Origin of the sequence: Salinivibrio sp. IB872 (genome assembly GCF_001995345.1) — a bacterium.
GTDB lineage: Bacteria > Pseudomonadota > Gammaproteobacteria > Enterobacterales > Vibrionaceae > Salinivibrio > Salinivibrio proteolyticus.
Window position 1 is genome coordinate 1 of record NZ_MUFO01000034.1, and the last position, 22390, is coordinate 22390.

Below are 22390 nucleotides of genomic sequence, written 5' to 3' on the forward strand. Positions count from 1 at the left end.
CCAAGGGTGGCTTTGCCAACGAGAACGCATTGCTCAAGTTGCTGTATGCAGGTATGTTGAAGGCGTCAGAGAAGTGGACGCATCCGGTGCAGAATTGGAACCTGACATTGTCCCAATTGAGCATCCACTTCGAAGGACGGCTCGACGACTACGTAGATCTTTAAACGCCGGGTGACACAGAACTATGAACACCCTCCAAATAGTCAGGCCTTCAGCCTGGCTGTTTTTCCCTTATCTCAAGCGGGTAACTAGTAGCAAGCTATAGGTTGCTTAAACTGCTTTTGCCCCAAGACGTGTTTAGGACGTATGAAGCCATCATGATGGTTTATTTTGGAAACAAGCTATCGGACTCAATTGTGCAAGAGGTTCTTGCACAATTGCTAAACAACCTGTTTAGTTGTGTGACGCATAGCTATTTTTGGTTTGGCTCTGCTAAAATCCATCTCACATGAACGCCTGTTGACGAGTCTTTTCTTTTGATCAACTTTTTGTCTCTTAGTCGCCCAAATTGATAAGTGACTTTTTCAGAATTATCTATTCCTAATAAATCTCTAGTTTGCCTATTACTAATCTCGCCATGCTTTTCCAGAAACTGGAGTATAAGCTTTTCAGGTTCTTGATTAAGACTATGTCTGAGGATAATTTTTACGTAATTTCCGTCTTCAATTATCTCAGGCTCTTTCAATCCTAATTCCTTCATTCTCTGGATTGCAGTATTGATGCCTTCGCCCAAATCTTTATTTGGGGAGTCCTTATATTTCGATAATATTCGAACTAGTTTGGAGTTTCTAGAAAAGCGGTTCTCTAGTATGTTATCAGCAGTGACAAAGCCTGCGAATCGCCCTGGGCTTTTAAATTCGATACGGTTATTAAAGATACTCACATGTACGTGATCTGAAATGGAGTAATCTCTGTGTAAGACAGTGTTGACGAGGATCTCCCATATTGTTTCTTTAGGGTATTTTGTCTCCACTAATCCTTCAATTTTCCATACTTTATTTTTAGTTAAAAATTCGCTAATCACATCATATGCATCATTGATCTGTTGGTATAACGCTCCTTCAATAGAAGCATTGTCGTCCGTAAGGGCATCTCTATCTATATCGTCATCCGCAGTATCGTAGCGTACGACTTTAATAGCACATTGTTTAGGAAGGGCAACTGATGGGTTTTCATGGAATAACAGTATTGAAGCCACAGTAGGAACCCATTCAGGCGTGATTAGTTTTTCTTTAGAGAGAAAACTGATAGGTTCCGGAGCTCGTAGTGGTAGATCAGATAAAAATCTTTGAAGCTCATTACTTTCATCTAGTTCTTCTATTCTACATTCATGTATGAGGGAGTCTTCTTCTGATTTGATCCCCTTTGCATGTGTTAACTCAAGAATTTTAACAGGGGCAGTTACTGGTTGAGATTGAGCTCCGACTCTAACATATATCTTCTTATCAGCAGTTTCATGAACAGCTAAACCTTTATTTATCTTTAAACGTAATACATAGTTTCTAGATTCATTGACTCGCGTTAAAAAATCAAATCGAAAGTCTACAGAAGGAACAAGCTCGCTGAGAGCTTGTATTAAAGAGTTGAATTCTTCCGTCGTTTCTCTACCTTGCCATCGCTTTTCAGGTGTTGGTTCATGCTTTTCATCGGCAATACCAATAACAACCTCTCCACCATCGGCGTTAGCGAATGCAACTGCTATTTTTTGGAGTTTGTTTCCTTTCAAACCAAATGCCTTGCGGTCAAAGAAATGATCTTCATCTTTCGTACAATAATAAAGTGCTTCATCTCCTTGTAGTTCTACGATTTTCAATTCCTTTGCCCCTTTTACTATAAAAACAAAAAGTAAACTGAATCCTATTGTTCAGCATATTTATCAGTCAATAGTTTCATACTTAAAGTGTTAAATGGCACATGTGGAGGTAGGAACACGGCGAGCGCATGAGTGTTTATTTTTCAACCATCGCCGGTATGCCTGCCGCTAAAATCTTTTCTAAGAAGCTGGTATTCATGAGACAACGCTTCTGTTTGGATACCAAACTGATCTTGGTTGGCTCTGCCCGCACCATGTTTGAGGCCATGTGTCGCAGACAGGCTACGTTCGCTGCGCCATTGTCTTTATAAATCTGGCAGGCGTCTTCAACCATATTGACATCTAACACCCAGTGCATAGCTTCAATGCCCCAATGCGAGCGTATAGCACGGCTTGTCTCATCGGCAGTCAGTGATTTTGAGCTGATATAGTAGCGATACTCCAGCGACATCGGACGCCCTTTTTCAACACGCAAAGACTCAACCATGACAAGGCTTTGTAGTGATGGCCAACGAGTAAAGTCGCCGGATAAGCATTCTTTATCAATTACATAGCACTGGCGCGACTCAGTACGGCCGTGGCCATGTTCAAACACAACATCGTCATTGAAGATTCGGCGCTGCTCACTGAATGCCGCGGTGATCGCGTTCGCTAACTTGCCTTGATTTTGTTTCACCGCTAATAAGTAATCACCACCCTGCTCAAGAATCGTCTTGGCAATCGTCGTTTGGCAGGCCATGGAATCGATGGTGACTAGCGCACCACGTAAGTCGAGCAGACGGATTAACTTGGGAATAGCACTGACTTCATTGCTTTTTTCGTCTGTCTTGAGCTGACCGAGCACCAGATGATTTTCACTGGCATACGCACTGACCATGTGGATCGTACTGCTTCTATCTTCACGGTTGTAAGAGCCTTTTAGGGTTTTGCCGTCGATCGCGACCACCTGGCCATCCGTCATTTGATGGACGGCTTTCATCCAATCGATAAAGCAGGCTTGAAAGGCGCTCGGTTCAATCGTGGAGATGGCACGAGCGATAGTATCGTCGGCAGGAATACCGTTTTTAAACATACCGTTACGCTTAAATCACTCATGGTGCCCTAGGATGTATTCTCGAATCTTGTACCATCCTTTCGACCCCGCAATCACCGCGCACAATGAAGCAAAAAGCAGGTCGAATAGCGGGTAGATTATCTTGGCATTCTGGCGATGATCATCAACGGCGCTGAAGTAGTCTTTAAATGTATCGATATCCACGGTATCTATCCCGAACTATTTTAGAATCGGCCTATATGATCACAGCAAAAGATGATCGTCAAACCGATACTTTTTTGGTCAAAAGACGTTCGCGATCTTGCCCTGAGCTCGCAGCCTTTTAGGTAGTCGCGTGAGTTAGTAGGTTTGCATGCATCTTTTTCAAAAATTACACAACAAACTGAAAAAGAAAACCGCGTGATAAGACTCAAAGTTTTGTAGGGCTTATCTTCTAATCAATGCCTCTGGTTGTATATTAAAAACGGGAGGAGAACGTGGCAAATTATAGAACAAGAAAAAAGAACGAAAAACGACTTCGCTTTGCAACATATGTAGGGTCTACAATGTCGCTGATGGTTGGCTCAATAGTTCAGCTCGAAAGAAATGCCCTGAGTAACTGGCCCACATTGGTCAGAGAATTGTTCATCTTTGTGAAAGACTGGGCACCTTTTCTAATACTGAGCGCCATTATTTTGATGGTGGTCCCCGCTACTATAAAACGATATACAACACCAGTAGTAATTCTGAGAAGTATCGAGAAAAAGCTGGACGTTTTTCGTGACTGGGTGTGTGTTGATAGTGAAGACGACTATAATGACAACCACAGGGTTACAGTATTTCAATACAAAAAGAGCTACTGGGGCATACTCTTTAATAGAAGAAACTGGACGTACAAGCATTTTCCTTGGTCTCTAGAACGCAATCCTCGTAGTGGTTGGTTAGTACCAGTAGTGAGGTCTGGACACTCAAGCAAACGTGCAAAAACCGTATTTTGGGCACCAGATGATGGGCCAAATTGTGAGGGGTTTGCAGGGAAAGCATGGGGAACAGACTGCATGGCTACTATAGATAGTCTACCATGTATTAAGAGTACGAGTAGTGATCAACAAAAAAACAAGTACTGTAAAGACACAGAGACTCCAAACCATTTAATAAACAAATATATAGAGAACGACAAGCCCCCTGCTAGGTCATTCGCGGCTTTCCCGCTCAAAGTAATGGGAGAAAACTGGGGAGTGGTGGTAATTGACAGCCAAAGTGCCAATGGTATAGATTTTAACCAAATTCAAACAGCAATGACTAAGCTTACACCAGTACTATCGATCCTCTTGGAGGAACTATGAAAAAAGGATGGCAGAAACTCAGCAGTTTTCTTTTTGAAGCGAGTAGCTCTGAAAGAAAACAGAGATATAGCCTTTATCTCTCTCCTTACGATGTTCCAGAGGCAATCAGACCGCTGGACTCGGGAAACTTTGTTGCCTTGGAGTTCAAGTACATCCCAGTGAACGAAAACCACATAGAAGTGACAGAACCTGAACTTAACAATTTAGTATTCGAGGTTGGAGAGAAAACAGGACGAGTATACAAAATTAAGATATCTAAGTTAATGATTAATAGCGAAGTTGAAATTTCTATTCAGCCAACTGAGATAGATAGTGCATTTGAGCATCTAGCAAGAAAGCTTGGCGCGAACGTTCATGGCAAATACAACGCTGCTAAACAAGCCACACAAAACTACTTATCGAGGCAAGCAGTCTCGATAGGCGTTGTTGATCAAATCAGTCACCTAACGCACTGATCCCAATGGGATGGCTCCCATCAATCAACTTGGTAACTGACAGGCATACCAAGTCTTATGACTTTGTTATTGCTTTCACGTTGGCCGATTATTCGCCAACTTGGGCATCGTTATTGCGTAGAGTCAGCAGAAGACTGATTAACGTTTTGTATCGGGACATGCCTGTTTCTGACAGAGAGCGTTGGTGATAACCCTCTTCTTGCTTCCAGTCTATCTAAGTTACTCCATTTCAAGGCGCTGACGACTGCATTGCGAGGGTAGCCATCCTCCCAGTAACCCGCATTGCTGCGTGGTGGAATGGTCGGTTTGATGCCTTTTTTCTTGAGCACTTGATGATAGGCTTTTGTATCATAAGCGCCGTCAGCACTGACTTAGGTGATGTTTCGGCGTAACGGGTTGAGCAGCGTCGGTAGGGCTTAATTGTCGCCGACAGACGCTAAGCTAACGACGGCAGAAATCACTTCATGTGTACTGTCGTCAATCGCGAGATGCAGCTTGCGCCAAACACGGCGTTTTTCCTTGCCATGTTTGCGCATTTTCCATTCTCCCTCGCCGAACACTTTTAAATCGGTGGCATCAATGAAAACGTGAGCAACTGGCCCACGACTGGGTAATCGGTAGTTAACTTCAACCGTCTTCGCCCGTTTACTGATACAACTGTATGACGGCGATTTTAGCGGTACGTCCATCAAGCCAAATATCGAGTCGAGAAAGCCTTGAAGGGCGCGAAGAGGGAGCTTAAAAATGCCTTTAACCATCAGTGCTGTTTCAATGGCACCATCGGTAAACGTAAAGCCTCTGCCTCGTTTGCCATGATGCTCTTTGCAGTGACAAGTCTGGATAGCGGCGTCATCAACCCAAAAGGTAATCGAACCACGGCTAATCAATGCTTGATTTTATTGCGTCCTATTGCTGATTTTGTACTTGGCTTTGCTCAACATCTGAGACCTATTTGAGGTTTTGATGATCTGATCGCGGCTTGGATGATTAGTTCAATGATTTAGGAAACAACGCCGATTTATCCAGCAATTACCCATTGGCGGTTGTCGTCAGTCGCCTCCATCATTGCGCGTAGAAGTTGTGCGCGGGCGTCGTCAGTGGGGGCTATCAGATCATAAATACCGCTGATTGGCTGGCCGTTTTCTTGGGTATCTACCCGCATGGCGGCGGCGCAGGTTTCGCCGTGTTGGGTGCCAATGCACAAAGAGACTGTAGCTTCGGCAATTTCTACGCCATCATGCAGGGCAAGCTGCGCGAAGTAAGCAAGCATGTCGGGGCGGGCATCGTCCGGCCACTGTGCCGCTTGTAGCTTGGCGTATTGCAGCATCAATGGATGGTTATCGACCCAATAAAGTGTCAAGGGTGCGTGGGCTGGGGCAGATGGCCGAGTCGCAGGAGTGGGTAACGTCTCTTCGGCATGGTAGCGCTCGAAACCGGCCAAGCTCTCAGCGGTTGGATATTGGGCTTGTTTAACATGGCAGGCCATCCAACGTTGCTTGACTTCAAAATGGGAAATAATTTCAGACGCGTCCATAAACACCACATGCGATAACAACAATCAACAGGCATCATAGCGGAGTGAGCAGAAATAACAATCGCTGCGCTACAGCACGCGAAAATAAAGCCTGCCAGAGATCACAGCCTCGATCTGATTGCGTTCAAACTGGGCAGACGGACTGTCCGTTGTCGCGTAAAATAGGAAGTATCAATAATGACTGATACTGCCTTTAGGTTCCCCTTTTATGTCTGGACAGCGGCTACGCGCACAATTTACCCGTCTTTATCATCACTTTAACGGGGAAGATTCGGATACCACGTTACAGGCGATTGCCGATATTTTGGTGTGTACACGGCGTAACGCGCGGATGGTCCTGAATAAGTTGGAGGAGCAGCATTGGCTGACGTGGGCGCCATCCGTTGGGCGAGGCAAATTGTCACGGCTGACGTTTTTGCGTACCGAGTCAGCCCTGCGTGACGAGCAAGCGGCCCATTGGTTAGCACAGGGCAAAATGGACCAAGCACTCGCCTGTTTGGATAACGATTCGACCAAGCTTGCGGCGTTGATCCAAAAGCAATTGGGGCCGAGCACCTTAAATGGTCGCCAGATTGTACGCTTGCCGTATTATCGTCAGCTTGAAAGCCTTGATCCGCGTACCCCCTTGCGCCGTTCTGAAGAGCACTTGGTGGGGCAGATTTTTAACGGGCTGGTGAAATACCAAGAGGGTAATAAGCAAGTCTGTGCGGATTTAGCTCACCATTGGGAGGCGCTTAGCCATACCCATTGGCGCTTTTATCTGCGCCCCGGCGTGCGGTTTCATGATGGCCGTATGATGCGTGAAGACGATGTGGTGGCGAGTTTGTCTGCGCTATCGTCTCGGCGGTTTTTTGCCCACATCGCTAAAGTGACATCACCTGCCGCACGGATCATTGATATAACGCTCTCGTCACCCGACCCGCGTTTTGATCATGCGTTAACTTTACCTGAAGCGGTCATTTTACCTGCCGATTGCGATCAGCAAAAAGGGTTTGCAGATCAGCCAATTGGCACGGGCCCCTATCGTGTGGCTGAGCGTCAGGATCACCGCTTGGTGCTCCAAGCATTTGATGATTACTTTGGCTATCGCGCGTTAACGGATGAAATCCAGTTGATGGTGTTTGATGAAGCGGCCATGTGTTATCTCACTCCGAGTACGGATCGTATGCCGGACTATGCGGTTAAGCCGCCAGCTGCGTTAAGCCAAAAGCTTGAAATGGACCAAGGGGCAGGGTACTTGATGCTCAATTGTCGTGATGGATTGGCGAAAAGTGCACGCTGGCGTGCTTACTTGCATGCCAAGTTGTCTTCCTTGCAATTGCTGCCGCGTTTAGCCGCGAACGGGATGGGTGAGTACCGCTTGTTTAATGCTTATGGTTTGATGCCCGGTTGGATCCATCACACCCAGCCGGTATCGATGCCAGAGCTACCGGGCCCGACGCGATTGAGTGTGGCTTATTTGGCGGACCATCCTCTTTATCCGCTGATCGCAACTGCCATTGAAGCGCATTTGGCCGAAGAAGGCATTCAAGTGGAAACCATGGCGCTGTCGCCAGATGCGTATTTTGGCGGGAAATACAGCCGAAAAATCGACATCTGGTTAGGGGCGATCAGTTTTGGGATCCGCGGGGAAGAAGGATTATTTAATTGGTTGGGTAATCACGATCTTTTCTTGCATGCGTTCACCGACGAGTTGCTAAATAAGGTTACCTATTACACTACCCGTTGGCGTGAGCAGGCTAAGCCAGATTGCGCTGAAGCCTTGGCGCGTGAGCTGGTTGCCCAGCAGGTGGTGCCGTTATTTCATATCTGGACGGGTGTGGTTGCCACGCCAGACTTGCAAGATGTGGCATCGAACGCAGTCGGTTGGTTCGATTTCCAATCGGTGTGGTACAAGCCAAGCGAGTAAGGGTTATTCTTCGACACCGAGCGGAAAGGTGGCAGTGAGTAGTAGGTACTTATGCAACGGCAGACCATCTTTTTTACGAAACAAAGGGTGGAAAATGCGATAGCGTCCGTCGGTCAGCCCCAATGGTTCGATGGTCTCGGCGAGGCTGGTGGTCGCACTGGTCAGTTTAATCCCTTGCGCGCGGTATGAGTCGGCATGAATCGGTTGATGGCCTAGCCACCAAGAAGGAATCGCTTTGCTGGCATTGGTTCTATCTATCCAGTGGTCGCTGACAATGATCACTCGCCCGGGCTCGGCCGGATTGGTAATACCGTGGTTGAGCAACCATGCGACATCGCGCACCAGTGCATCACGACAGGCCAAATTACCACTGAGTAGACGGTGGGCAAGAATGTAAACCGCGGCGCCATCTAGTTGCAATTGATAAACGGTTTGGCTGTGGGGACGACTGTCATCAAGCAAGTGAAACTGAGCGGGGCGGTCGTGCGCTTCCAACACGCGCATTAAACGACGTGCCAGTGCTTTACCCATGTGTGGGTCACGCATCCCGCGGTTATGCACCGTGGGGTAATGATGTTCGCAAAGCTTGACGCAATCTTGTTGAAATTGTCGAAGCGCGAGCGAGACGAGATCATCTAACAAAAACGAGCCACTCCTACCAAAACACGACTGATTTATCGCACGTCATAAAGTATGCATTATATCACCCAAATCGCCCAATAAATCAGAGAGAAACGCCACTCTGTGCGCACTTTCTCATCACAAGTCGGTATGATTGGGCGAAGTATGTCTAGTTCTGCCACTAAAAGAGATATCGGCAATGCAGGCGTCGGCTTGATAGTGGCGGCAGAGATTTGCCTCTATGTTTACCCGATAAAAGGCAAAAGCCATGATGAGTACACCAATGTTGGTCGAAGTATGACCGGTTTCGGGCGCATTGAAGCTTATAAATTGGAACGGTAATTGCAGTGCTAGGTATCTCTGTGACATGAACTCGATGGATGATAATGAAAACAATAGCTTGGCTATGTGGTTCGGCATGTTTACTTGCCGCTTCGATTTCTTTTCCGGCTCGGGCAGCTGATGGCTTGGCGGCCGGCGTTTTTCTGGGGTCGCCGATGTCCGGTGTGACCATCAAGCAAGACCAATTTAAAATTCAAGCTGGGATCGATAAGTTTGGGATTGCGATCGACGGGACGTGGAATTTAGGGGAATGGCTAGGCCGGATGGAATATGCGCCCATGTATATCTATGCTGGTGGTCAGTGGGTGGACGATTCTACCCATCAGTGGGGACCGAGAGCTGGGCTAGGGGTGACACTTCCCGTAGGCACCGGTGATGTAGAGTTGTTTGCGGAAGCCGGTACCACATGGTACTGGGAGGAGAAAGGCGATATTGAATTTGAAGGCGCAGCCGGCGCAAGGATGTATTTTTAAGCGGTTCTATCATGCGCTTTGGTTGCTTGCCATCGGTTGGGGGCTGAGCGTTTCCCCTGCATGGGCGGTGAGCTATCCGTTACCTTTGGATGGCAGTCGGCTTGTCGGCTATGCCTCCATGCACGAGGTGCAAGAAGGCGAGCATCTTGAAGCCATTGCAAAACAGTATGATATCGGCTTTTTAGCATTATTGACGCTAAACCCCGGCGTAGATCCGTACTTGCCAGAGCCCGGTACACTGATCAAGCTCCCCCAGCAGCATCTGTTGCCCGACACGCCCTACGAAGGGATTGTGATTAACTTGGCGGAGCTCAGGCTCTATTATTATCCGCCCAAGCCTCAAGGGAATAATGACGCGACGGAGGAAGAGCGGCGGGTTCATATTTTTCCGATTGGCATCGGACGAATTGGCCGTGAGACGCCCGTGATGCAAACTTACGTCAGCCAAAAGCGCCAAAACCCGACGTGGACGCCGCCGCAAAGTATTCGAGAGGAATATAAGCGGACACGCAATATTGTGTTACCAGATGTGGTTCCTGCTGGTCCCGATAACCCGTTAGGGCGCCATGCACTGCGGCTCGGCTATGGGAATGGCGAGTATTTAATTCATGGTACGAATAAGTCATTTGGTATTGGTTTACGCGTCAGTGCCGGCTGTATCCGGTTGCGGCCTGATGATGTGGCTTGGCTTTTTGAGGCGGTGGATGTCAACACGTCCGTGCGGATCATTGATACGGCAACCAAGGTCAGCATTGAACCAGATGGACGAATTATGGTGGAAGCTCATCGTCCACTGTCGCGTACGGAGAAAGAAACCCAGCAACGTATTCTCCTGCCCCCCGATCCGGCGATTATTGCCAAACTTGAGCGAATGGATATTTCCACGCGACGTTATCGTGCCGCACTGGCGGTGCAACAAGGGGTGCCAATTGAAGTGGCGGAGCTGAGCCCGTTGCAGTTAAAGGCGTGGCATTCTCTCAATGAGCAAGGCCTGACAAACGCGTCTGATCTGGTGAGAGCGGATACCCCTTAGTGACAGAATGAGGTAATCACGGATAAACAAAAAACGGCGCGAAGGCGCCGTTTTTATCTTTCAATCTTGCCTTATTTTGTATAAGACTGCGCCATGTTATCAATGCGTTCGTTGGCGCGTTTTGCTTCGTCATACGCCATTTGAGAGTCATTTTTCATCATGGAAACGTCGTTAGACAGCGCATCGACTTTCGCGGATAAATCATCAACACTTTGTTGTAGTGCAGTGTTGCTAGTACAGCCGACGAGCAACACGGTTGAAGCTATTGCTGCTAGCGCCATTGGACGGATTTTCATAGAGAACCTCGCTATTGTTGTTGGAGATAGCAATCACGTCAAAAGGGTCACGCGCAAGCGCGACTACCTTTTACCATAGACGGTGATAGGAGATTTTGCTGCTGAATCCTCAACTTGGCGGCCATACCTTGACACAGTTAACATTTAACGCGCTGTGTGACTCATCCATTAAGACGTGTTAAACGCTATTGGTGGTGATGATTTCCTTCATCGCTATGGTGCTGCATGCCTCCCATGACAGATTTCACTGGAATTTGCTTGGTCAGTGAATGGCCATCAGCAGTGGTTAGGGTCAGGGAAATATGTTCGCCCACTTTGAGAGGTTTCACCAAGTCGAACAACATAACATGCAAGCCGCCCGGCTGAAGGACAACTTGTTCGCCGCTGGGCACCAGAATTTGTGGGATTTGACGCATTTTCATCATGCCATCTGCCATGGCGTGCTCGTGTAGCTCAACGCGTTTTGCCGCAGGAGTTTGGGCACTAACAACACGTTTAAGCACATCACTTTGATTGTCTAACACCATAAAGGCGGCACTATTAGGGGCGCCCGGTGCACTGGCGCGCGCATAGGCGTCATGGATAAAAAACTCACCATGAGCATGGCTGAAAGATGCAGTGAAAAGTGCAATGGCTGAGATAAAAAGGCGAAAAAACGACATTATGGTTCCTTATTGGTGTCAGTCACTCGAGAAATAGCGGCGGTGATCATTTGAGGGTTCAAGGTGTGGGGCACCTTTTCTAACAGCTCACCGTTCGGAGAAAGAAAATAAAAGTATGAGCTATGGTCAACGGCATAATCCATGGCGGAGTCTTCAAGCTCGGTAATTTGATACAAAACGCCGTATCGCTTCGCCAATTGATCAATTTGTTCGTTACTGCCACTCACACCTGTGATGGCCGGATGAAAGAAATGGGCATATTCGGCCGCCTTTTCACTGGTATCCCGTTTTGGATCCAGTGTAATAAAGACAGGTGACACCGCATCTTGTGTCGATTGCGGCAGTGACTTGAGCGCCGCCGATAATACCGCCAGCGAGGTGGGGCACACATCTGGGCAGTGTGTGTAACCAAAATAAACAATTCGGGGCCGAGGATCGGCTTCATTGAAAAGGTTGAAGGGTTGCCCATCTGATTGTAAGGCGCCAGCCTGTGCTTGCTGTTGCTTCACTTGATAACTGTCATAGTAAGCGCGTGCGCCTAACCCCAAACAAACCGCAAATAATGCCACTAGCCATGCTTTTTTGCTCATGGTCGCTCCATGGTCACTTTGATCGGAAATTGTGTTTGACCTTGATCCGGTACCGTAATGGTTCCTGCCCACGTCATGGTCTGCTCAGTACAGACTGGAAGCATCAAATCGCCGCGATAGTGCGTTTCGTCTATTTGATTCAGCACTAAGCGATATTCTCCCATGTTCATCTCAACACCTTTTAGCTTAACTAATAGGGTTTCGCTATTAAGAGGCTGTGATGTTGTGAAGATCAGCGTGTTAGCGTGCATGGGGTGGACGGTCGGGTCCGATAAACTGGCTTGATAGCCTTGATAATGGCAGGTTTGTTGGTTTAATGAGCAATAGTTAAGAGAGGCCGTTGGGCCTCCCTCAATCCAATCGGCAAGAGTGTTTAGCCATGTCGGTGCGCTGAATGCGAGCGCAAATACTGCGACAATGCCTGCAATCGTCAGCAGGCGATGACCACTACGTGAGTCGGTGAGAGAAGAGTCCATGATTTAGTCCTGACTGGGGGCAAAGCGCTCCAACAGCAATACCAACACAAAGCCCGCTATCATGGCAATCACCGCAAGGCCAACTTGTGCCGGATGTCCCACCACGGCCTCGTAGGCGCCGGGCAAGAGGTTATCTTGCACCAGAGGCACTTGTTCACCGGATGAGTTCGTGCGCCAAGTGAAGGTATGTTTCCAAGGCCAAATCTTACCCAAGGTACCTAACATCAGGCCGGTCAGAAACGCGAGGGTCAGCGCATAATAGCGGCGTAGCAGCCATGACAATAGGTGCGAAAACGTCAGTAAGCCGGTTACCGCGCCAACAGCGAATAATCCCAATAAGCCAAATTGCGCTTGATGAACTGCACTCAAAATAGGGCTGTACATGCCAAGTAAAAGCAAAATAAAGCTACCGGAGATACCGGGCAGGATCATTGCGCATATGGCAATCGCGCCGGAGAGAAACACTGTCGCCGGGCTTGCGGTCAAATGAAGTGGGCTGGCGACGGTAATCCAATAAGCAAACCCAATCCCTAGCGCACCGGCGATAAGGGTTTTAACGGTGAACTTAGGCGTTGGTAATTGCTTGGCCATGTGAAAGGCCGAGGCAATGATAAGGCCAAAGAAAAACGACCAAAGCGGAATGGGATGATGAGTGAGCATCCAACTGATCCCTTTTGCCAAACTGGCAATGCTGGTCAGAATGCCGGCTAAGAGTACACAAAGAAAGGTGCCGTTAACATGTTGCCAGACCGCGTTGAAACCTTCTTGGCGCCATAGTGTAAAAAGGCGCGGCGTGATACGCCGAATACTCTCAAGCAACTGCGTGTAGATACCGGTAATAAATGCGATCGTACCGCCAGAGACACCAGGAACCACATCCGCAGCGCCCATCGCCATGCCTTTAAGGTAAGTTGAGACCAGGTTCTTGATCATAATGCTATTCATCGATAAAAGCTGAGACGCGCATTATACCGACATTCATCCTGTGGGGTAGGGGTAATTATAAGGGGGAGCTGCACTCCCCCAATGAGGGTTAAGGTTGGTGAGGTTTCTCGAATATGGCGACGGACCACGCGGGGATGGTGAGTGTGCCGTTGGTTACGTGAGCGGCCTGTTGGTTATATGCGATCGAGCTGTTGCCCGCATTGGTTTGCAAGCTGTGAAGCTGATAGTCGGTGGCGTCGATGTTGGTAAAGTCATTGACCGCCGTGCCTGAGGCATTGATCGCGACGATAATGCCGTCACGCGTTGCATCAATTGTGCTGTCGTGCAGACTGCCACTGTTATCAAGAAGCATCACAATCAGCCCCGGGATTTGTGAGGCGCCGGTGTTGTGAAAACTGACACGTTGGTTAATCACGCTGCCTTGGCCTAAGTGGAACAGCCCTGACGACGCACGCAGCGCCACCAGCTCATTAAAGTAGCTGTCCATGTTGCTGATTGCCTGTGGTGTTGGTTTGGCCTCGCTGTTGTGGTTGGCAATCACGGTTTCAATCATCAGCCAGTTGTAGCCGTCTTTATCTTCACGCGGCAGCCCTTGATCCCACTGCGTGGTTTGTTGGGCAAAGTCGACGCGGTTATACCAATCGCCCGAATCGTACGAGTCACGCTGCATGGATTTTGAACGAAGTAGCTCGCTGCCCATGTGAATAAAAGGCACCCCTTGTCCCAGCAGGGCAGTGGAGAGTGACACGGCTTGGGCGCGGACGCGTGTCGCAAGTGGCATGGCGTAAGGGAATTTGTATTGATTGTTATCCCACAAGGTTTGGTTGTCGTGCTTGGAGACATAGTTTTGAATCTCCCAAGCATCTTGCGCGTAGCCAGCCGGTTGACCGTTGTAATCGACTTCGTCCCCGCGCACGACGTCACCATTGGCAATCTGCAACTGAAAATCTTTTAAGTTACCCGCCATACCCAAACGAACTAGGTCGGCATTATGCAGGGCACTGGCTCTTTCCCCGCTGTTTTGCTGTTGCAAATCATTGGGGGCGACCCATTGACCATTACCAAAGCCTTGGTTTTTGCGCAGGTACTCGCCGCCATCGAACGGACCGCCGCCACGAACCGCATCACGAAGTCGGTCAGAGAATGAGCCAATACCGGTGCCTGCAAGATTTGCTTGGGTGGCTTGGACAAACTGGCGATCGTTGGCGACTTCACCGAAGTTCCAACCTTCACCATAGAAATACACATCTGGGTTGATGGCGCGGGCAACGGCAAGTGTGTGCTCGATCTGGGCCAGCGGATGGTGCCCCATCAAGTCCCAACGGAAGGCATCGATTTTGTAGTCTTTCACCCAAGTGGCAATCGAGTCATCGATCAGCTTGGCAAACATGCGATGCTCAGGCGCGGTATTGGAACAGCAAGTGGATTGCTCAACGTCCCCGGTGACGGGGTTAAGGCGCTGATAATACCAAGGCACGACTTTATCGAGCACAGAATAAGGCCCTAATCCTGCTTGGTGGGTGTGGTTGTAGACCACGTCCATCACCACATTCATGCCGATATTCTGTTTAATCGCCATGATCATTTTACGAAACTCGAGGATTCGCGCGGTGCCTTCAGGGTCGGTCGCATAACTGCCTTCGGGCACGGTGTAATGGAAAGGATCGTAACCCCAGTTAAAGCTGTCGTACTGACGCATCGCCGCCATTACCGTTTGCACATAGGGGGTGTCAGCACTGTCTTGGGTGGCTAAATCCGTTAAGGCCGCTTGGATGGTTTGATTGTTGTCGCACTCACTGGCCAGCCTTGGGGTATCTTTCAGTGAAGGGACTTTGTCACATAGCGTGGAGAAGCGGTCGGTTAAATCGATACGCTGCGCCGTGTCTTCGTTGATGGAGGCAATATCAAACACGGGGAGCAGGTGCAAGTGAGTAACCCCAGATTGCGCAAGCGCGGTTAAGTGTTTGACTGGCTCAGTGGTGTTTTGGGTAAAAGCAAGGTACTTGCCGCGCAGATTTTGGGGAGTGGATTGATCGAGCGCGGAAAAATCACGCACGTGCGCCTCATAAATCACGCTGTTGGCGGGATTTTGCTGCGAGTGAGGCGCACTCAGCGTATCCCAACCACTGGGTTTAAGCGCAGGCGCATTCAGATCGACCACTTGTGAATAGCTGGAGTTGGTCGACAAGCTATGTGAGTAAGGATCCGTAACTTCGAGACGCTCGATACGATGCGTAGCAGGGTGATAGACCGACAGTTGATAACGGTAATAGTCGCCATGATTCAGCGCCGTGGTGGCAATATGCCAGCTTCCTGACTCGGCGTCGAAGTCCATTTTAATGGGCGTTAGGCGCTGTTTGGGCGCGTTTTGTTCGCTCGCCGATTGATAGGGCACTAGCGAGACTTGCTGTGCGGTGGGAGCCCATAAACGAAATTCAGTGTGTCCAGCGTCAGGGATGGCACCAAAGTTAAGTTTTTCGGCGTGTTCGGCGTACAAGGCATCGAGCGCGCGGGCCGGTTGCACATCGGTTGCGGTTAATACGGTATCACCGTCTTTGGCGATAGCGAGAAGCTGCCCTTTAAGCCATTGCTTCAGCGCAATATCAGCGTCAACAAAGTCAAAATCGAACCCTTTGACGTTACCTTGCAAATGGGGAAACGATGTCTGCCAATGATCACGCGTGGCAAGGGTGGATTCGACACTCGCGGTGGCGTTTTCCACCTGTTGTGTGTCCGGGTTATAGCGCATCGTGCCATCAGCGGAGTAATACAAGGTGAGCGAGGTGGCGTTGGTTTGATGAGTGAGCAGGGTATCGGCGTCAGCAAATAGCACACTGGCATCGCTGGTGCCCGCATCACGAACACTGGCGGTTGGGTTGGTATCGACGTCAGGGTTATCGTCATTTAACGGACAGCCTGTTAATACAATCGCCGAGGCAATCGTAAAAGGCAGTGCAAGAGGATGTTTATTTAACAGATGATTCATCAGGTTGACCTTTATGTTTTGTAGGGAGGCCAAGCTTACTGAAAGGTGAARTGTACCAACTGTGATCGCGTTATRAATCAACTTATGAATAAGAAAATATTTCAATAATTCAATAACGTATCACGAAAGGTAGGCGGAGAATAATCAGCGTCTACGCCCTTAGCGAACAGCCAAAGGCGTAGGCTTCATCCGTTAACTTCCCATCAGTTGTAGTAGATTTTCTGCAGTGACAATCGCTTCTTTGCGGTTTGCAATATTCAGCTTTTGGTAAAGGTTACGGATATGGGTTTTGATGGTGGTACCGGCGACATCAAGCTCTTGAGCAATTTGTTCATTGCTCAAGCCCGAATAAATGAGCCCAAGGACTTGCCACTCGCGTTGCGTGAGCGAGCTGGTGCGTACCAACTCGGGGACGTTGGGGTGTTTCACCAATTTTTCGACGAAATCCTCATCAAAGTGAACGGCGCGGCTGCGCTGATGACTGGCAATTTCTTTCAGCAATTGCTGAGCGCGATGACGCTCTAATGCCCCGAGTGCTTGCTGTTGAAGCAATTGGTGCAATAAGGGCGCAATAGCCTCGCCTTCGATTAAGAAGTTACCCACCATGCCGGTCTGGTTGGTTAGCGTGAGTGCCTCTTGCAGTAAGGTTTTCGCATATTCTTCTTCCTGCTCTCGGCTGGCGAGTACGGCTTCCACAATCAGGTTGCGGTTTTTATCCGTGACTAGGCATGCGCGGTCGGCTTCTTTACGTAAGAAGGCCAACGCCTCGCGGGCTTTGTCATGATGTCCCAGTTGTAAGTACGCACGGGCAATATTTCGCCATTGCAGTTGGCAAAAATGGTTGCAGGCAGTGTCGGGACGCACGGCTTGATGGAGCCATTCATCGATATTGGTGAGCTCATGTTTGGCTTGCCAGTATAAGAGCAGTGACAGCGAGGCATTGGCGGTCCAGTCTACGTGGTAAACCGATTCACGAAGAAGGTGTTCGATATGGTCGATATACTTTGAAGCTTTATCGAGCTCACCACGGCTAATCGCGACGCGAGCCAGCATGGAATAACTGTGCAAGTGTTTGCTCGGCGGCTGCGTTTCCAGCACGCGAAGTCCTTTATGCGCACAGACTTCGGCTTCATCCAATCGATGCCAGCACCATAGAATTTGTGCCCGCAAGCGCAGCGCAAATTCATGCAAAGGGACTTGGTGGAGCTGCTGATCTTCAATCAATTTATCGGCGCTATCCAACAATTCGAATGCAGCTTGCACGTAGCCTTGTGCGAGCAAAATTTCGCTTTGTTGTAAAATCGCCCATAACGCTTGGTGGTACACTTGATGCTGGCGCGCGAGCTTCTCGGTTTGCTGCATCATAGACAGGGCGCGATCAAGCTGCCCAACCACGTGATTTACTTCTCCCACCACGGATGTGGCGACAATGCGACCGCGATAGTTCGCGCTATCGAGTTGGCTAAGTGCCAGCTCGGCCAGCGTCATCGCTTGGTCAGGATCGTTGCGATTGATGGCAACTTGGGCCAGTAACGCGTTGGCATTTCCCTGATAATCAATATCAAGCGTGATATTACGTTTTTGGTAGGCTTGCTCTGCTTCTGCGAGAAGTTCGCCGACTTCATGATATCTGTGTTGACTCTGCGCTAACCACGCGCGTAGCAGACCTAAGWTGGGGTAGGTGAATAGCAACTGATTACTGATTTGGCCGATAGCCGCCTCTAGGGTCGAGAGCTCTCCACGATTAAACATACGCCAACCGTGCTGATTGAGGATATCCGCCATCAAGGTATCGTCTTCGGCGTAGCGGGCGTGGCGCAATGCTTGATGGGGCGTATTCAGCTTTAGCCAAGCCAATGCTGCCTGCCGGTTTAAGTGTTGTTGCTGTTGAGGGATCCGTGCTTGACGCTCATGGGCGAGAAACTCTGCGAATAAATGGTGGAAGCGGAACCAGTTATTGTCTCCTTCCAACGGATAGATGAATAAACCGTAGCGATTTAGCGACTCGAGCATGCCGAGCGCGTCCTCGCGCTCAGTCAGCGCAAAGACCAGCTCGTCATTAAACATTTCCAGCACGGAAACTTGCATTAAAAACTGACGGGTTTCACTGTCCAGCAGATCGAACACTTCTTCGACCAAATAATCCCACAGGTGGGCATGGTTAAAACTCGCGCAGGAGGCGGCACTTTGCATCAGGGTCCGTTTTTGATGCTGAGCCTGAATCGCAATTAACTGTAGGGCAGATGGCCAGCCCTCGACGTAGGCACAGAGGGTGCTTGCGGTAGTTTCGTCGACACCATCGGCGACACGTTGATTAAAAAAGCGGGTGGTCTCTTCATTATCAAATGCAAGCAGTTCATTGCCGATCTCGATCATCAGATCGCGAACCCGCAAATTTGCTGTCCCTAGCGGCGGATTCGCGCGCGAGGTCACCACCAAAGTCAGGCTATCGGGCATGTGCTTAATAAAAAAGCGCATTGCTTCATGAATATCTTCATTGTCGATCAATTGGTAGTCATCTAATACCAGATAACAGGTGGACTGTAACCCAGCCAGCTCAGCGAAAACATCGGAGAGCAGCGCACGCAGGGATGAGAACTGGCGTTTTTCTGCTAGCTTAACGGTATTGGGGCACCCATCGTGGGTCGCTTTATTTAATGCTTGCAACAAGTAGTTGATAAAGCGGAAGCTGTCGTTGTCGCTGTCATCAATGCTGAACCAGCCGACATGATTTTGATCGGCGAGCCATTGTGCGGCCATGGTGGTTTTGCCGTAACCTGCCGGCGAGCGGAACAACACCAATTTGTAATGTGGCGCTTGTTGGAGGATATCCAATACACGCGGGCGCAAGATGGCATTGTAGAGACGGCCGGGACGGGTAAGTTTTGACGGGATCCACATAGCGAGAAGGTCCTTTACAGCGAGTGCGGCTTTGCCGCGTTTATCCTTGTACGCAAGTGTATGTAACTGGTCTGTCACAAACTATGATCCAGCGCTGATAATGGTGCAATTGCTCTATTTTGGTGCAGCTACGCCTTTCAATTGTGATTAAAGTCACTAATTTTATTGGTTAGGATACGGAATATGGAAGGTGTTACACGCCAGAGACGATGAATGCCCCCACAATTTGCGTTAGCGCACAAAATTAACAAAAGGGATTGTTCTTTTTTCACAGCCGTATTTTGGTCAGTGTTCCCTCAAATTGTGATTTTAATCACCTCAATATCACGAAACTCCTCCATTGATGAGAGCAAGCTCACTCACAGCTTGTGATGTGGCTCTCTACGCCCTGACAACTCCTCCTTTCCTCCTCCTGTCTCGGGAGGATGTTTGCATCGACAGGCTTGGGCAGGATGGCTGTCATCGAGATTTTCTTCCATTACGAGAGCGATGACATGACGCCTAAACAGCAACACGCATTTGATAAAAGCGCTTTTAAAGCCAGTATGACCCAACATTTGACGCAGCTTGGTCGCACCCCTGAAACCGCAGAGATGCGCGATTGGTATCTCGCCTTAGGCCGTGCGCTGGCCGAACACACCACCAGTGATCTGGTTGCGACAGAAAACGATTTAGCCATCAAACAAGCGAAGAGTGTGAACTACTTATCCTTAGAGTTTTTGATTGGCCGTTTAACGGGCAACAACCTGATCAGCATGGGGCTTTACAATGAAATTGCGGCTGTGGTCAGCGAGTTTGGGTTTGGCCTGACCGATTTGCTTGAGCAAGAGCGTGATCCTTCGTTGGGCAATGGTGGTTTGGGGCGCTTGGCCGCGTGTTTTATGGACTCGCTCGCAGCCCAACAGTATCCAGCGGTCGGCTATGGCTTGCACTATGAATATGGTCTGTTCCGTCAATCCTTCAAAGATGGCGCCCAACAAGAAGCACCGGATGCGTGGCGTGAGCCAGAAGGCTATCCGTGGGAAGTGGTTCGTCCTGACCTTGCCCAAACGGTTGGCTTTTATGGCCATGTGGCGGTGATTGAAGAAAACGGCCACACGCGCCGTGAATGGGTTCCTAGCCTTCATATTCAAGCGATGCCTTGGGATCTGCCTATCGTGGGCTATCAAAGTAATACGGTTTATCCACTTCGCTTATGGGAAGGTCGAGCACTGACGCCATTTGCGCTCGATGCCTTCAATGATGGTGACTATACCCGTGCGCAACAAGCCGCAATTGATGCAGGCAGCCTGACCAAAGTGCTTTACCCGAACGATAATCATGATGCGGGTAAAACGTTGCGTTTGATGCAGCAATACTTCCACAGTGCGGCCTCTGTTGGGGATATTCTTCGTCGCCATTTAGATGCTGGCCACCCACTGGCTGCTCTTCCAGATTATGAAACCATTCAGTTGAATGATACTCACCCGACTATCGCCATTCCTGAGCTGATGCGAGTGCTGTTGGATGAGCACCATTTGAGCTGGGATGACGCTTGGTCTATCTCCAGCCAGACGTTTGCTTACACCAACCATACCTTGCTTCCAGAAGCGCTGGAGACGTGGAGCGAGTCGTTAATGGCGAACTTGCTGCCGCGTCACATGGAAATCATTTTTGAAATCAACCACCGCTTCTTGCAAGACGTTGCTGCGAAATGGCCAGGCGATGTCCGCAAACAGCAAGTGCTGTCTGTGATTGACGATCAGGGCGAGCGCATGGTGCGCATGGCAAACCTGTGTGTGATTGGCTCGTACGCGGTCAATGGTGTGGCGGCGTTGCACTCTGAGTTGGTAAAACGCGATCTCTTCCCTGAATTTGATGCGCTTTATCCGGGCCGTATCCAAAACGTGACCAACGGGATCACGCCACGTCGTTGGTTGAAGTTCTGTAACCCGGCTCTCTCTGCCCTTATCAGTGAAAAAATTGGCGACCAATGGCCGGCTCATCTCGAGCAACTGGAGCAAATTGCCCAGTATGCTGATGACAAAGCGTTCCAAAAAGCCTTTATGGCAGTGAAAAAGCGCAACAAGCAGCGTCTTGCTGATTGGGTAAAAACCCATCTAGACATCACGCTAAACACTGACGCCATCTTTGATGTTCAAATCAAACGTCTTCATGAGTACAAGCGTCWACATCTGAACTTGTTACATGTGATTTCTCTGTATCACCGTCTGATCCATGAGCCGAATTTCGATATGACGCCTCGTGTGGTGTTCTTTGCTGCCAAAGCCGCGCCGGGCTATGCGCTCGCCAAATCGATCATTTTTGCGATTAATAAGGTGGCAGAGACGATCAATAACGATCCACGAGTCGGTGACAAGCTTAAAGTGGTCTTTATCCCTGACTACCGAGTCAGCATGGCTGAAATCATTATTCCTGCTGCCGATGTGTCTGAACAAATTTCGATGGCCGGCAAAGAAGCGTCGGGCACCGGCAATATGAAGATGGCGCTTAATGGTGCATTGACTATCGGGACCATGGATGGCGCGAACGTGGAAATTCGTGAGGAAGTGGGTGATGACAATATCTATATCTTCGGCCTCGACGTGGAAGGCGTGAATGCATTGCGTGAGAAAGGTTATCACCCTGATCACGAATACCATCAACAGCCGCTTTTAAAAGCGTCGCTTGATAGTCTGTTGGATGACACCTTCACGCCGGGACACCCAGGATTACTCCGTCCGGTATTCGATAGTGTGATGGCCAGTGGCGACCCGTATTTGTGCTTAGCGGATTTTGCCGATTATGTGCGTGCTCATAATCAAATTGATAGCGATTATCGTGACTCAACGCTGTGGGCACACAAAGCAATTTTGAACACCGCGCTGGTGGGCAAATTTAGCTCTGACCGCTCAATTCGAGACTATGTCGCTAACATTTGGCAACTGAAAGCGGTAAAACGCTAAGCCTTTGATACCAAGCTGACATGCTAAATG

17 protein-coding genes and 3 pseudogenes are annotated in these 22390 nt (G+C 49.1%); 8 read left to right on the plus strand and 12 right to left on the minus strand.

Annotation, left to right across the window (positions count from 1 at the left end; translation table 11 throughout):
* Window positions 1-164 (plus strand): annotated as a pseudogene (locus BZJ18_RS17110) (IS256 family transposase); the annotation flags it as partial.
* A gap of 248 nt (window positions 165-412) precedes the next feature.
* Here the strand turns inward: BZJ18_RS17110 and BZJ18_RS12965 are convergent.
* Together BZJ18_RS12965 and BZJ18_RS12970 are read right to left on the minus strand one after the other, a co-directional pair.
* Window positions 413-1813, minus strand: a complete 1401-nt coding sequence (locus BZJ18_RS12965) for an RNA-binding domain-containing protein (protein WP_077457350.1) — start codon at window positions 1811-1813, stop codon at window positions 413-415.
* 136 nt (window positions 1814-1949) lie between these two features.
* Window positions 1950-3071 (minus strand): annotated as a pseudogene (locus BZJ18_RS12970) (ISAs1 family transposase).
* Between the two features lie 272 nt (window positions 3072-3343).
* Between BZJ18_RS12970 and BZJ18_RS12975 the strand changes: the two are divergent.
* Entirely contained in the window at window positions 3344-4192 is an 849-nt protein-coding gene (locus BZJ18_RS12975) for a hypothetical protein (protein WP_131825289.1), read from the plus strand.
* Complete coding sequence (locus BZJ18_RS12980) at window positions 4189-4647, plus strand: hypothetical protein (RefSeq protein ID WP_077457354.1); 459 nt, start codon at window positions 4189-4191, stop codon at window positions 4645-4647. The genes BZJ18_RS12975 and BZJ18_RS12980 overlap by 4 nt, the downstream gene beginning before the upstream one ends.
* 20 nt (window positions 4648-4667) lie before the next feature.
* Here the strand turns inward: BZJ18_RS12980 and BZJ18_RS12985 are convergent.
* Window positions 4668-5534 (minus strand): annotated as a pseudogene (locus BZJ18_RS12985) (IS5 family transposase).
* Between the two features lie 131 nt (window positions 5535-5665).
* Complete coding sequence (locus BZJ18_RS12990) at window positions 5666-6181, minus strand: hypothetical protein (RefSeq protein WP_077457356.1); 516 nt, start codon at window positions 6179-6181, stop codon at window positions 5666-5668.
* A gap of 208 nt (window positions 6182-6389) precedes the next feature.
* Between BZJ18_RS12990 and BZJ18_RS12995 the strand changes: the two genes are divergently transcribed.
* Window positions 6390-8090, plus strand: coding sequence for an SgrR family transcriptional regulator (locus BZJ18_RS12995; protein WP_077457358.1), 1701 nt, complete (start codon window positions 6390-6392; stop codon window positions 8088-8090).
* Between the two features lie 3 nt (window positions 8091-8093).
* Here the strand turns inward: BZJ18_RS12995 and BZJ18_RS13000 are convergent, their stop codons facing one another.
* Window positions 8094-8732, minus strand: coding sequence for a hypothetical protein (locus BZJ18_RS13000; protein WP_077457360.1), 639 nt, complete (start codon window positions 8730-8732; stop codon window positions 8094-8096).
* 144 nt (window positions 8733-8876) lie between these two features.
* On the opposite strand from BZJ18_RS13000, the gene BZJ18_RS17305 reads away from it, so the two are divergent.
* From BZJ18_RS17305 to BZJ18_RS13010, 3 genes are read left to right on the plus strand one after another with little or no spacing between them, the layout of a single operon-like run.
* On the plus strand, window positions 8877-9053 hold the full coding sequence (locus BZJ18_RS17305) for a hypothetical protein (RefSeq protein WP_157893160.1): 177 nt from the start codon (window positions 8877-8879) through the stop codon (window positions 9051-9053).
* Between the two features lie 44 nt (window positions 9054-9097).
* Window positions 9098-9526 carry a hypothetical protein gene (locus BZJ18_RS13005; RefSeq protein WP_069591194.1) on the plus strand — a complete coding sequence of 143 codons (429 nt, stop codon included), beginning with the start codon at window positions 9098-9100 and terminating at the stop codon, window positions 9524-9526.
* Window positions 9527-9548: 22 nt separating this feature from the next.
* Entirely contained in the window at window positions 9549-10559 is a 1011-nt protein-coding gene (locus tag BZJ18_RS13010) for a L,D-transpeptidase family protein (RefSeq protein WP_443216511.1), read from the plus strand.
* Window positions 10560-10630: 71 nt separating this feature from the next.
* Here the strand turns inward: BZJ18_RS13010 and BZJ18_RS13015 are convergent, their stop codons facing one another.
* The 7 genes from BZJ18_RS13015 to malT all read right to left on the minus strand — a co-directional run bounded on the left by BZJ18_RS13015 (window position 10631) and on the right by malT (window position 19415).
* Window positions 10631-10855, minus strand: coding sequence for an LPP leucine zipper domain-containing protein (locus BZJ18_RS13015; protein ID WP_069590383.1), 225 nt, complete (start codon window positions 10853-10855; stop codon window positions 10631-10633).
* A gap of 185 nt (window positions 10856-11040) precedes the next feature.
* The gene (locus tag BZJ18_RS13020) at window positions 11041-11517 is read right to left on the minus strand and encodes a copper chaperone PCu(A)C (protein WP_077457362.1); all 477 of its coding nucleotides are present in this window, start codon (window positions 11515-11517) and stop codon (window positions 11041-11043) included.
* The gene (locus BZJ18_RS13025; protein ID WP_069590379.1) at window positions 11517-12107 is read right to left on the minus strand and encodes an SCO family protein; all 591 of its coding nucleotides are present in this window, start codon (window positions 12105-12107) and stop codon (window positions 11517-11519) included. Before BZJ18_RS13025 ends, BZJ18_RS13020 begins: the two co-directional genes overlap by 1 nt.
* Window positions 12104-12583, minus strand: a complete 480-nt coding sequence (locus tag BZJ18_RS13030) for a hypothetical protein (protein WP_077457364.1) — start codon at window positions 12581-12583, stop codon at window positions 12104-12106. The genes BZJ18_RS13025 and BZJ18_RS13030 overlap by 4 nt, the downstream gene beginning before the upstream one ends.
* Before the next feature lie 3 nt (window positions 12584-12586).
* Entirely contained in the window at window positions 12587-13516 is a 930-nt protein-coding gene (locus BZJ18_RS13035) for a DUF368 domain-containing protein (protein WP_077457388.1), read from the minus strand.
* Window positions 13517-13616: 100 nt separating this feature from the next.
* On the minus strand, window positions 13617-16514 hold the full coding sequence (gene pulA, locus BZJ18_RS13040) for a pullulanase-type alpha-1,6-glucosidase (protein WP_077457366.1): 2898 nt from the start codon (window positions 16512-16514) through the stop codon (window positions 13617-13619).
* Between the two features lie 192 nt (window positions 16515-16706).
* Window positions 16707-19415, minus strand: a complete 2709-nt coding sequence (gene malT, locus BZJ18_RS13045) for an HTH-type transcriptional regulator MalT (protein WP_077457368.1) — start codon at window positions 19413-19415, stop codon at window positions 16707-16709.
* Between the two features lie 494 nt (window positions 19416-19909).
* On the opposite strand from malT, the gene BZJ18_RS13050 reads away from it, so the two are divergent.
* Window positions 19910-22360 (plus strand): glycogen/starch/alpha-glucan phosphorylase, encoded by a 2451-nt coding sequence (locus BZJ18_RS13050; RefSeq protein ID WP_077457390.1) that lies wholly within the window; start codon window positions 19910-19912, stop codon window positions 22358-22360.
* Window positions 22361-22390 lie beyond the last annotated feature (30 nt).